At 67.8% G+C, this 11,490-nt stretch carries 11 protein-coding genes and 1 pseudogene; 6 read left to right on the top strand and 6 right to left on the bottom strand.

Annotated elements, in window-relative coordinates:
- Positions 1-21: 21 nt before the first annotated feature.
- On the top strand, positions 22-633 hold the full coding sequence (locus ABQF13_RS15200; RefSeq protein WP_448393600.1) for a hypothetical protein: 612 nt from the start codon (positions 22-24) through the stop codon (positions 631-633).
- A 93-nt stretch (positions 634-726) separates the two neighbouring features.
- A pseudogene (locus ABQF13_RS15195) lies at positions 727-1,334 on the top strand (type IV toxin-antitoxin system AbiEi family antitoxin domain-containing protein).
- On the opposite strand, the gene ABQF13_RS15190 reads toward ABQF13_RS15195, so the two are convergent.
- The 5 genes from ABQF13_RS15190 to ABQF13_RS15170 all read right to left on the bottom strand — a co-directional run bounded on the left by ABQF13_RS15190 (position 1,331) and on the right by ABQF13_RS15170 (position 6,770).
- The gene (locus ABQF13_RS15190; RefSeq protein WP_448393599.1) at positions 1,331-1,900 is read right to left on the bottom strand and encodes a DUF1707 SHOCT-like domain-containing protein; all 570 of its coding nucleotides are present in this window, start codon (positions 1,898-1,900) and stop codon (positions 1,331-1,333) included. The pseudogene ABQF13_RS15195 and the gene ABQF13_RS15190 sit on opposite strands and share 4 nt — an antisense overlap.
- 99 nt (positions 1,901-1,999) lie before the next feature.
- Positions 2,000-3,238 (bottom strand): cytochrome P450, encoded by a 1,239-nt coding sequence (locus ABQF13_RS15185; RefSeq protein ID WP_448393598.1) that lies wholly within the window; start codon positions 3,236-3,238, stop codon positions 2,000-2,002.
- The gene (purB, locus tag ABQF13_RS15180) at positions 3,235-4,653 is read right to left on the bottom strand and encodes an adenylosuccinate lyase (RefSeq protein WP_448393597.1); all 1,419 of its coding nucleotides are present in this window, start codon (positions 4,651-4,653) and stop codon (positions 3,235-3,237) included. Before purB ends, ABQF13_RS15185 begins: the two co-directional genes overlap by 4 nt.
- 37 nt (positions 4,654-4,690) lie before the next feature.
- On the bottom strand, positions 4,691-6,115 hold the full coding sequence (locus ABQF13_RS15175; RefSeq protein WP_448393596.1) for an APC family permease: 1,425 nt from the start codon (positions 6,113-6,115) through the stop codon (positions 4,691-4,693).
- Positions 6,116-6,146: 31 nt separating this feature from the next.
- Positions 6,147-6,770: a TetR/AcrR family transcriptional regulator gene (locus ABQF13_RS15170; protein WP_448393595.1), complete on the bottom strand. Its 624-nt coding sequence runs from the start codon at positions 6,768-6,770 to the stop codon at positions 6,147-6,149.
- Positions 6,771-6,845: 75 nt separating this feature from the next.
- Here ABQF13_RS15170 and ABQF13_RS15165 point away from each other — a divergent pair, with 75 nt between their 5' ends.
- Positions 6,846-7,670, top strand: coding sequence for an alpha/beta hydrolase (locus ABQF13_RS15165; RefSeq protein WP_448393594.1), 825 nt, complete (start codon positions 6,846-6,848; stop codon positions 7,668-7,670).
- An 87-nt stretch (positions 7,671-7,757) separates the two neighbouring features.
- Here ABQF13_RS15165 and purD read toward each other — a convergent pair whose 3' ends face one another.
- Entirely contained in the window at positions 7,758-9,026 is a 1,269-nt protein-coding gene (gene purD, locus ABQF13_RS15160) for a phosphoribosylamine--glycine ligase (protein WP_448393593.1), read from the bottom strand.
- Between the two features lie 62 nt (positions 9,027-9,088).
- Here purD and ABQF13_RS15155 point away from each other — a divergent pair, with 62 nt between their 5' ends.
- The 3 genes from ABQF13_RS15155 to ABQF13_RS15145 are packed head-to-tail and all read left to right on the top strand — an operon-like array spanning position 9,089 to position 11,489.
- Positions 9,089-10,327, top strand: a complete 1,239-nt coding sequence (locus ABQF13_RS15155; RefSeq protein ID WP_448393592.1) for a cytochrome P450 — start codon at positions 9,089-9,091, stop codon at positions 10,325-10,327.
- Between the two features lie 26 nt (positions 10,328-10,353).
- Complete coding sequence (locus ABQF13_RS15150) at positions 10,354-10,950, top strand: TetR/AcrR family transcriptional regulator (protein ID WP_448393591.1); 597 nt, start codon at positions 10,354-10,356, stop codon at positions 10,948-10,950.
- A 44-nt stretch (positions 10,951-10,994) separates the two neighbouring features.
- On the top strand, positions 10,995-11,489 hold the full coding sequence (locus ABQF13_RS15145; RefSeq protein WP_448393590.1) for an EspA/EspE family type VII secretion system effector: 495 nt from the start codon (positions 10,995-10,997) through the stop codon (positions 11,487-11,489).
- Position 11,490: the final 1 nt, after the last annotated feature.

Genomic DNA, 11,490 nt, shown 5'->3' with positions numbered 1-11,490 from the left:
CTATCGGGCAGCATCAACCGCATGAGTTCGCGGTTTCTCCCCTATGCCACGACGCCTTCGCGCTTCGTCGGCCAGTTCCTCAGCGACGTCGTCGTGCTCGGCTGGACCATCGTGTGGCTGTCGGTCGGCGCGGCCGTGCAATCCGCGGTGGCCACCATCGCCGCCGTCGGCCGCCAGGTCGAGATCGGCGCCAACGGTGTCGCCGACAACCTCGACACGGCGGGCAGCCGCACTGACGATGTGCCGTTCGTCGGTGATGCGCTGGCCAAACCGTTGCGGGCGGCCGCCGATGCCGCGCTCGACATCGCCGGTGCCGGGCACAGCCTCGACACCACCGCGTCGTGGCTGGCGTGGGTGTTGGCGCTCGCCGTGGCCGCCCCGCCGATCCTGTTCGTCGCGATGCCGTGGCTGATGCTGCGGGTGCGGTTCGCCCGTCGCAAGTGGACGGCGATCACGCTGGCCCGTACGCCGGCGGGCGAACAGTTGTTGGCGCTGCGGGCACTGGCCAATCGGCCGCTGGCGCAGTTGGCGCAGATCCATGCCGATCCCGTCGGGGCCTGGCGTAACCACGACGCGGTGGCGATCCAGGGTTTGGCCGCGCTGGAGTTACGCGCGGCCGGCATCCGCCGTTAGCGATTTGTGCACGATTTCCCGCGGTGACCGCGGGTTTTCGTGCACAAATCGCCGGGATGGAACCGTTCTCGGTCGCGGCGCGTCTGCTTAAGTGTGCTGGAGGACTACCTTCGCGACCACGACGGCGTCATCACGCTGGCTCAGGCGCGCGCCGCAGGCCTCAGCGACGACGCAGTCGGCAGGCGGGTCCGCTCCGGCCGGTGGCTTCGGTGCTCGCCGGGTGTGTTTTTCGCCGACGATCGCCCGTTCACCGACGCGTCACGAATCCGCGCAGCGGTCTGGTCTCATGGTCCGCTGGCAGTCGCCAGCGGCTTGAGCGCAGCATGGTGGCACGGACTAACCGGCTTCGCACCGGATGTCGTCGAAGTGACGGTACCGAGAGTCAGCAATCATCGGCGGCGGCCGGGAGTCCGCACTCGACGACGCGACTTGGCGCCGAAGGACATCGTCGAACGAAAAGGCTTGCAGATTACCGCGCTGCCGCTGACGGTCGTCGAAGCAGCCGTCCGTCGCGGCGGTGCGATGCTGATGGATGCGGCATTGCAACGACGCGTCGAACTGCCGCAGCTCTGGCGTGCACACCTACGAAACAAGGGCCGCCATTCGCCCTGCTCGGTTGGCAGGTGCTGCGCTTCACATGGCTGGACCTCGCCGAGTACCCCGACCGCGTCATCGCCGAGATCAAGTGCGCGTGCCGCTAGCCGAGCATGCGCCGCCACACCCGCCCGTAGGAGTAGCGCGCGGTGACCGAACCGAACCGCACCCGCCCGCGCACGACGAGGTGCAGCTGCGCCGAGTGCGGACCGTAGGGCACCTTCAAGGTGGCGCTGCCGCCGAGGGTGCCGACGCCGTTGAGATCGGCCGTGGCGCCGTCGGGCAGGATCAGCTCGGTCGAGCTGAAATAGTCGTCGATGTCCAGCACGACGGACGGGCTCTGCAACGTGGCGCTGGTGAAATCCAGCGTGGTGTCGCACATCCGGGTGTGCAGCCGCAGGTGCGAGGGCACCGTCCACTGTCCGCGGCGGGTGATCGTCGACATCCGGCCCCGCACCAGCTCACCGCCGTCCGGCGACGCCGACGGCGACTGCGGCAGGTCGGCCAGCACCGCACGCAGGTCACCGCGGGTGCGGGCGGTCAGCACCGTGTCGAGCCGCTCGCTGAACTCGTCGAGCGTGAGCAGGCCCTGGCCGACGGCGCGCTCGAGCAGTTGGCGCGTGTGTTCACGGTCGGCATCGGACACACGCAGGTTCGCGTCACCGGAGTCCATGCTTCAAGGGTAGGCGCTGGCGCAGATGGTGCCCCAACAGCGATAGCCCCGCGATCGACACGATGCCGGTCGCCATGACGGCGGCGAACGCATCGGGCTTCACACCTGCAGCTCGACCACCAAATGCCGGATGCCGGTGTGCCGGTTGCTGCGTGTCCACTCCACGGGTTTTACCAGCCGCGCCGACGAGAACCGGGTCAGCAGCTCCCCGAACAGCACCCGAAGCTCCAAACGAGCCAGGTTCGCCCCGAGGCAGTAGTGCACGCCGTGCCCGAAACCCAAGTGCGGGTTGGGTTTACGGGTGATCTCGAACGTGTCCGGTTCGGCGAACACCGTCGCGTCGCGGTTGGCCGAACCTTCCCAGACCTGCACCTTCTGCCCGGCATGGAGGTGGCAGCCCGCCAGTTCGACCTCGCGCGTGGCGGTACGCCGCTTCGACGGCGACGGCGACGTCCAGCGCACCATCTCCTCGACGGCGGTGGGCAGCTGGTCCAGATCAGTGCGCAGCGCCGCCAGTTGGTCGGGATGCTCGATCAGTGCGAGCAACCCACCTGCCACGGAGTTGCGGGTGGTCTCGGCTCCGGCGCTGAACAGCAGGCTGAAGAACAGGTACAGCTCCAGCTCCGACAAGCCCTCCTCGAGCGTGGCGTTGGCGACGACGGACAACATGTCGTCGGTCGGCTCGGCGCGCTTGGCCGCGATCAACTCCTGGCCGTATGCATACATCCTGGCCCCGGCTTCCTCCACCGACACCGGCCCGACCTGCCCCAGTTCGGCTCTGCGGGCATCGCCGAAGTCGAACTGCGGCTCGATGGCGTGGAACAACCAATGGCGTTCGGACTCAGGAACTCCCAGCAAGATGCAGATCATCTGCATCGGCAGTTCGGCGGCGATGTCGACAAGGAAGTCGAACGGCTCCCCTGGCACCACGGCGTCCAGCAGCCGCCGGGCCCTGGCGCGTAGGTCGTCCTCGACTCGGCGGATCATCCGCGGGGTCAAACCGGAGCTGACCAGCCGCCGGATCTCGGAGTGTCGCGGGTCGTCCATCATGTTGAGCACCTGCCCGGCGACCGACAGGTCTTGCAGCAGCGTGCCGCCGTACGGTCGCTCCCCACCGGTCACCGACGAATAGGTCGCCGGATCACGCAGCACGGCAAGGGTTTCGGCGTGGGTGGCCACCGACCAGAAGCCCTCACCGTCGGGGGTGTGCTCGGTCGGTTCATGCCAGTACACCGGCGCCTCACGCCGATGCAGCGTGAACAGCTCGTGCGGAAAACCGTCGGCGAAGTTGTCCAGATCGGTGAAGTCGACCCGGGCCAGCTCCGCTGCCGAGGTCACAGGATGGCACCCGAGGTGTACTTGGCCGCTTCGGGGTAGCGGCTGACCAACTCGTCGACGGCCTCGACGACCCGGTCCACCTGGTCACCGGCCGCACCGGTGAAGGCTTGCTTGTCGGCCAGGGCCGCGTCGAGCGCGGGCCGGTCCAGCGGCAGCCGCGTATCGGCGGCGAGCCGGTCGAGCAGGTCGGGTTCGAAACCCTTCTCCCGCATGGCGAGCGCGACGGCCACCGCGTGCTCCTTGATCACCTCGTGAGCGGCTTCGCGACCCATACCCGCGCGCACCGCAGCGATCAGGATCCGGGTGGTGGCCAAGAACGGTAGGTACCGGTCGAGTTCACGCTGGATCACGGCCGGATAGGCGCCGAACTCGTCGAGCACCGTCAGGAACGTTTCGGTCTGCCCGTCGATCGCGAAGAACGCGTCGGGCAGCGCCACCCGTCGCACCACCGAGCAGAATACGTCGCCCTCATTCCATTGCGCGCCTGCGAGTTCCGCAGCCATCGACGCGTAGCCACGCAACACCACCTGCAGCCCGTTGACCCGCTCACACGAGCGGGTGTTCATCTTGTGCGGCATGGCCGACGAACCGACCTGCCCCGGGGCGAACCCTTCGGTCACCAGCTCGTGGCCCGCCATCAACCGGATGGTGTGCGCCAACGAGGACGGGCCGGCACCCACCTGAACCAGCGCCGAGACCACGTCGTGGTCCAGCGACCGCGGATACACCTGCCCGACGCTGCTGAAAAGCTCGGTGAACCCCAGGAATTCGGCAACCCGGCGTTCCAGGTCGGCCAGCCGGGCGGTGTCTCCGCCGAATAGGTCGAGCATGTCTTGTGCGGTGCCCATCGGGCCCTTGATTCCGCGCAGCGGATAACGGTCGATCAGCGAACGCAGTCGTTGCAGCGCGATCAGCATCTCTTCGGCGGCCGAGGCGAACCGCTTGCCGAGCGTGGTGGCCTGCGCCGCGACGTTGTGGCTGCGGCCGGCCATCACCAGGTCGCGGTAGCTGATCGCCCGCTCGGCCAGCCGGGCCACGACGGCGACGCCGTGGGAGTGCACCAGTTCCATCGACCGGCGGATCTGCAGCTGTTCGACATTCTCGGTGAGGTCGCGGCTCGTCATGCCCTTGTGCACGTGCTCGTGGCCGGCCAGCGCGTTGAACTCCTCGATGCGCGCCTTGACGTCGTGGCGCAGCACCCGTTCGCGTGCTGCGATCGAGGACAGGTCGACCTGTTCGAGCACCCGCTCGTAGTCGGAGAGAGCAGCCGAGGGCACGTCGACCCCCAGCTCTACCTGCGCGCGCAGCACCGCCAGCCACAGTCGGCGCTCCGCGACGATCTTGGCCTCGGGCGACCAGATGGTCGCCATCTCCTCGCTGGCGTAGCGGTTCGCCAACACATTGGGGATCGTCACAGCCACACAGCTTACGGGCCACCGGGCGGGCCCAGACCTAGTCCGGCGCGTCGCTCAGATGCTTCTCGTCGAAGAGCTCCGCCGAGTCGACACCGAGCCGACGGTTGATCACCATCGTGATGAAGAACAGCACGATCCCGATCGCGACCAGCGCCAACGCGACGACGTACTGCTGGGCGGGCCGACCCGACAGCGGGGTCACGAGATACAGCGACACGATGAACCCGATCACCGGCAACGCCGTCGGCGTGCGGAAATGTCGGCCGCCCGCGACCACGTCGCGCCGCAGCACCAGCACGGCGACGTTGACCATCGCGAACACCGCGAGCAGCAACAGCGACGTGGTGCCGCCGAGCACCGCGATGGCGTTCGAGCTGGCGAACACCGACACGTAGAGGATGAGCCCGAACGCGATCAACGTGGTGAACACGATCGCCACCCATGGCGTGCGGGTGCGCGGATGGACAGTGCCCAGGACCGGCGGCAAAACGTGTTGGCGGGCCATGCCGTAGATCAACCGGCTGGCCATCAGCATGTTGATCAACGCGGTGTTGGACACTGCGAACATCGAGATGAACGGGAAGATCTCTTCGATCGGCAGGTTTGGCGCGCCGGTCTTGACCACCTCCACCAGCGGAGTGTCGCTGGCGGCCAGCGTGCCGACCGGCACCAGCGCCACCGCGACGATCGCCACCAGGATGTAGACGACCCCGGCGATACCCAGACCCGAAAGCAGCACCTTGGGAAAAATGTTCACCGGATCCTTGGTTTCCTCGGCCATGTTCACCGAGTCCTCGAATCCGACCATCGCGAAGAACGCCAGCGACGTCGCGGCGGTCACGGCCATGAACGTGTTCTTGTCCGACGCGGTCTCGAACGCGACCACCCGGCCGAAGTCGACGTCGATCCCGCGGGTGAAGGCCCACAACCCGACGAAGAGCACCAGCATCAGGCCGGTCGCCTCGATGATCGTCAGCACGACATTGAGTTTCACGCTCTCGCCGACACCGCGCAGGTTGACCATCGCCAGCAGCGCCATGAACAGCAGTGCGAGGACGGCGATTCCGAACTTGCTCCAACCCAGCCCGAAACCGGTGTCGAAGTTGGCGGCGAAAAAGCGCGATGCGGTGGACGCCGAAGTGATACCGGAGCACATCACCACAAAGGCGACCAGGAATGTCACGAACTGGATACCAAACGCCTTGTGCACGTAGAGCGCAGCACCGGCGGCTTGCGGATACTTCGTCACCAGCTCCAGATAGCTGAATGCGGTGAGGGTCGCGATCAGAAACGCGATCAAGAACGGGAGCCACGCCGCCCCACCGACTTCGGCCGCGACGTCACCCGTCAGCGCGTAGACGCCGGTGCCGAGGATGTCGCCAACGATGAAGAGCAGCAACAGGCCGGGGCCCAGCACCCGTCGTAGTTCCGGCTCCTGATTCGCGGTGGCGGGAGTGCCCATCAGCTGTCCCGGGCCTTTCCTGGGCCCGCCGTTACGCGATTCGCTCGTCGACCGGCGCCAGGACATCGATGACGTCGATGAGCGTGGCGCGTGCCGATGCGCGTGGACCGTCGCCGTCGCCGACGAGCGCGGCCACCACCGCACCGTCGACGGCGTTGACCAAGGCCGTCAGGTACTCGGACCGCACCGACCGCCCGGAGCGCTCGATCACCTCGACGACGGCGTCGGTGCGTTGGCGCAGGATCTGCCGCTGGATATCGCGCAGCATCGGTTGGCGCGCACATGCGATGTAGCGCTCGTACCGCGAGATCAACTGTTCGCTGCCGCCCTGCCCGACGGCGTCGTCGACCAACAGGTCGACCAGGATGGCGGCGGTCGACTCGGCGCCGCGACGGCGCCGCGGCAGCATTGCCACCCGCGCCCGCAGTTGTTCGGTTTCGCGTTCACCGACGTGTTCGACGGCCTTGGCGATGAGGTCGTCCAGCGAGGAGAAGTAGTACGTCGTCGACGCCAACGGCAGCCCGGCGCGACGGGCCACCGCGCGGTGCCGGACCGCGTCGAAGCCGCCCTCGCACAGCAGATCGGCAGCCGCGCTGACCAGCGCGCACCGCCGACGTTCTCCCTTAGGAGTGACTGCTGCCGTCACCTCTAGCATGCTGCCAGCCGGGCGGGTCTCCCATTGCGCTTTCGGCCAATCAACAGGCTTTACTCAGAAACTCTCGGCGATGGCATGATTGCCGCCATGTCCGAACTGAGCCGGCGCGCGCTGCTGCGTCTGGGCGGCAGTGTGACGGGTGTGGCCGCCGGGATGGCAGTCTTTCGCACGGCGCCTACCGCGGCCGCGGCACCGACCTACGTCGAGGGCTCGTTCGTCTCGGCGGCGCGCGGCGGTGTGACGACCAATTGGGCGATCGCCCGGCCACCGGGGCACGCCGGCCCGCTGCGTCCGGTCATCGCGCTGCACGGTAAAGGCAGCGACGCCGCCACCGTCATGGCCGGCGGTGTCGAACAAGGTCTGGCCCAGGCGGTGGCGGCGGGCCTGCCGCCGTTCGCGGTCGTCGCTGTCGACGGTGGCGGGAGCTACTGGCACAAGCGCGCATCCGGTGAGGACTCCGGCGCCATGGTGCTCGACGAGCTCATCCCGATGCTGGGCGAGCACGACCTCGACACCTCGCGGGTGGCGTTCCTCGGCTGGTCGATGGGCGGCTACGGTGCGCTTCTGCTCGGGGCGCGGCTGGGGTCGACCCGGACGGCGGCCATCTGCGCGGTGAGCCCGGCGCTGTGGACTTCCTCGGGCGCGACGGCTCCCGGCGCGTTCGACGGCGCCCACGACTACGCGGCCAACAACGTGTGGGGACTACCTGAGCTCGGCCGCATTCCGATCCGGATCGACTGCGGCACCGGCGATCCCTTCTATGCCGCGACCAAACAGTTCATCGCCCAACTACCCAACCCGCCCGCCGGCGGCTTCTCGCCCGGCGGACACGACGGCGGGTTCTGGAGTTCGCAGCTGCCCGCTGAGCTGACCTGGATCGCGCCGCTGCTGACCGGCTGACTTCCTGCGCGAGCAGACACAAAAGGTGGTGTTGCGGCCGGGTTTCACACCATTCTCTGTCTGCTCGCGCGTGGGCGCAACTCGCCGTCAAAGGGTGATGCGGCCGTCGACCGCCGCCAACCCAATATCACGACGAAAATGGCTGCCGGGCAACCGGATCGAGTCGATCAACGCGTACGCGGCGGCACGGGCCGCGGCCAGGTCGGACCCGGTGCCCACCACCGACAACACCCGACCGCCGCACGACACGATTGCACCGTCGGCGCGGCGGGCGGTGCCTGCGTGCAGCACACCGTCGACCTCACAGCCCGCGATGACGTCACCGAGCCGGGGGCGGCTCGGGTAGTTCTCAGCGGCCAGCACCACGGTCACCGCGGCGCCGTCGCGCCAGCGCAGTGGAGGCACCTCGGCCAGCGTGCCGGTCGCCGCGGCGTAGCACAGCTGACCGACCGGGCTGTCGAGCAGCGCTAGTACGGACTGCGTCTCGGGATCGCCGAAACGGCAGTTGAATTCGATGACGGCCGGCCCGTTCGAGGTGATGGCCAGTCCGGCATAGAGCAGCCCGGAGAAAGGGCTGCCCCGGCGAACGAGTTCGGCGGCAACGGGTTTGACGACCTCGTCGACGATGCGGTCGACGGCTTCTGCCGGCAACCACGGCAGCGGCGCGTATGCACCCATCCCGCCCGTGTTGGGCCCGGTGTCGTTGTTGCCGACGCGTTTGAAGTCCTGGGCCGCCAGCAGCGGCACCACCGTCTCCCCGTCCACGATGCAGAACAGCGACACCTCAGGGCCGTCCAGAAACGACTCGAGCAGCACCGGATGCCCGGCGTCGAGCAGGCTGGCGGCGTGCGCGCGGGCCACGTCGCGGTCGGTGGTCACCACCACGCCCTTGCCCGCGGCGAGCCCGTCGTCCTTGACCACCCACGCCGACTCGCCGCTCGGCGGCCCAAAGCGGTCCAGCGCCGCGTCCAACCGCGCCGGGTTGTCGACGATCTCGCTGCGCGAGGTGCGCACCCCGGCGGCGGTCATCACGTCTTTCGCGAACGACTTGGAGCCCTCGATGCGCGCGGCCGCCTTGCTGGGTCCGAAACAGGCGATACCCGCCTCGCGCACGGCGTCGGCGACGCCGAGCACCAACGGCACCTCCGGGCCGATGATCACCAGATCGGCGCCGAACTGCTTGGCCAACGTGGCGACAGCCTCGCCGGAGGTGATGTCGACGTCGTGTTGTTCGGCGATGGCCGCGGTGCCGGCGTTTCCGGGGGCGATGGCCATCGCCTCGACCTTCGGGTCGCGGCGCAGGGCGAGCAGCAACGCATGTTCACGGGCTCCGGAGCCGATCACCAGGACACGCACAGCGCCAACTCTAAACAACTTCACCTGGCCATACACTTGACACCTGGATGTATGGTCGAAATATGACGCAGAGCACCTGCCCGTTTTCGCCAGGATGGGACTTCACCGACCCTGACCTGCTGCTCAAGGGCATACCCGTCGCCGAGTTCGCCGAGCTGCGCAAAACCGCCCCGGTGTGGTGGAACGAGCAGGCGGAATCGATCTTCGACGACGGCGGCTACTGGGTGATCAGCCGCCACGAGGACATCAAGGCGATATCCCGCGACGGCGATCGGTGGTCGACCAACCGCAAGGGTGTCGTCATGCGGTTGCCCGAGGGCACCGACGCCGAGCAACTCGAGCTGACCAAGGCGCTGCTGATCAACCACGACGCACCCGAGCACACCCGGCTGCGCAAGATCGTCTCGCGACTGTTCACCCCGCGGGCAGTGGCCGGCCTGGAAGAGAAGCTCGCCAACGCGGCGCGCGAAATCGTTTCCGCGGCAAAGGATAAGGAAAACGGCAACTTCGTCGACGACATCGCGATGAGGCTGCCGCTGCAGGCGATCGCTGATCTGATCGGTGTCCCCGAGGCCGATCGGCAGAAGCTGTTCGAGTGGACCAACTCGATCATGAACACCGACGATCCGGACTACGCAAGCGATTACGCGGCGGCCAACGCCGAGCTGATGGGCTACGCCTATGCCATGGCCGAGGAGCGTCGCCGCTGCCCGGCCGACGACATCGTCACCCGGCTGGTGGAGGCCGACATGAATGGCGAAGCCGGTGAAGGCCTCCAAGACGTCGAGTTCGCGTTCTTCGTCATCCTGCTGGCGGTTGCGGGTAACGAGACGACACGCAACGCGATGACCCACGGCATGAACGCGTTCTTCGAGAACCCCGACCAGTGGGAGCTCTACAAACGTGAGCGGCCGCAGACCGCCGCGGACGAGATCGTGCGCTGGGCCACGCCGGTGCACTGCTTCCAGCGAACGGCGTTGGTGGACACCGAAATCGGCGGCGTCACGATCCGCGAGGGGCAGCGCGTGGGGCTGTTCTACAGCTCGGCCAACTACGACGATGCCGTGTTCGAGGCGCCCTTCCAGTTCAACATCAGCCGCGACCCCAACCCGCACCTGGGCTTCGGCGGCAACGGCGCGCACTACTGCATCGGGGCGAACCTGGCCCGGATGGAGATCAACCTGATCTTCAACGAAATCGCCGAGCAGATTCCTGACGTCGCCAAACTGTCTGAACCGCAACGCCTTCGGTCCGGGTGGATCAACGGGGTCAAGGATCTGCAGGTGTCGTACTCAGGTTGATTCGGCTGGCTGAGTAGGATTTCGCCGTGCGCACCCACGGTTGGTCCGGTTCGACGCCAGCGACCGATGACGAGGCCATCGAGCGTATCCTCGATGCCGCAGGCAAGGCCATCGACGCCCGCGGCGCGGAGTTCTCCATCGCCGACGTGGCCCGCGCGCTCGGGGTGACCCGGCAGACGGTGTACCGGTATTTCCCCAGCACCGACGCCCTGCTGCAGGCCTCGGCGCAGCGGGCGGCCACCGACTTTCTCGACCGGTTGGCCGACCATCTGCAAGGGCTCTCCGACCCGCGGGAAGCGGTCGCCGAAGGTATCGCCACCGCGCTGGAGTGGATCCCCAAGGACAAGCACATCGGCCTGCTGCTCATGCCGGGTAAGGCCAACGCCTTCAGCCAGACGGTGACATCCGACGTCGCGTTGCAGTTCGCCGATGCGCTGCTGCACCGTTTCGACGTCGATTGGGCCGGGCTGGGCTTCGCCCAGGACGACCTCGAAGAGCTGGCCGAGCACCTGCTGAGGATCATCCAGTCGTTCGTCATCGACCCGGGCCGCCCACCGCGACAGGGCCTCGAGCTGCGTGACTACCTGCGCCGCTGGGTCGGGGCTGCCCTCCCGACGCGCTGAATTGCCGCGCGATGCACGGTCCGGCCGGCCATAGACTTGTCACCATGGGCGCCCTGGACGGCTTTCTGACGACGTGGTCGCACGCCCGCGCCACATTCGGCGAGGGAAGTCCGCAGGCCGGCGCCGAGTTCGACGAAAGCGCACGGCTGCGGATGCTGCAGGGCGACGTGGAATCGGCCGTGCCGACCTCCGAGTGGACCGGTGCGTCCTCCGACACCTACGCGGACGAAAACATCCGCCACGGGCGCACTCTCGGCGCGCTCGCCGAGCTGGATCAGCGGCTGGCCGCCGAGGTCGACCGCTCCGCGGCCGTCGTCGCGGCTGGCCGCCGCGAGCTCGACGCCGTCAGACAGTGGGTGCTCGACGCCGCAGCCACCGCACCCAACGAGCAGATGGTCTGGCCGGTGGTCAGCAAGGGCGCCCGCGAGGTCGCGGAGATCATCGAACGCGCGCACGGCGACCTGTCGGCGATCGCCGAACGGATCCGTTCGCTCGGCGGCCAGTACGGGGAGCTGGGCGACGATAACCGCGACGCCTAGA

The sequence above is a fragment of the Mycolicibacterium sp. XJ879 genome (assembly GCF_053483935.1).
The sequence above is the reverse complement of the archived record's forward strand: the minus strand, read 5'-3'. Positions and strand labels throughout refer to the sequence as shown.

What these genes read in the sequence shown, in the direction of transcription:
- ABQF13_RS15200 (WP_448393600.1), top strand. Translation starts at nt 22, where the DNA reads ATGAGTTCGCGGTTTCTCCCCTATGCCACGACGCCTTCGCGCTTCGTC.
- ABQF13_RS15190 (WP_448393599.1), bottom strand. Translation starts at nt 1,900, where the DNA reads ATGGACTCCGGTGACGCGAACCTGCGTGTGTCCGATGCCGACCGTGAA.
- ABQF13_RS15175 (WP_448393596.1), bottom strand. Translation starts at nt 6,115, where the DNA reads ATGGGCACTCCCGCCACCGCGAATCAGGAGCCGGAACTACGACGGGTG.
- ABQF13_RS15170 (WP_448393595.1), bottom strand. Translation starts at nt 6,770, where the DNA reads ATGCTAGAGGTGACGGCAGCAGTCACTCCTAAGGGAGAACGTCGGCGG.
- ABQF13_RS15165 (WP_448393594.1), top strand. Translation starts at nt 6,846, where the DNA reads ATGATTGCCGCCATGTCCGAACTGAGCCGGCGCGCGCTGCTGCGTCTG.
- ABQF13_RS15155 (WP_448393592.1), top strand. Translation starts at nt 9,089, where the DNA reads ATGACGCAGAGCACCTGCCCGTTTTCGCCAGGATGGGACTTCACCGAC.
- ABQF13_RS15145 (WP_448393590.1), top strand. Translation starts at nt 10,995, where the DNA reads ATGGGCGCCCTGGACGGCTTTCTGACGACGTGGTCGCACGCCCGCGCC.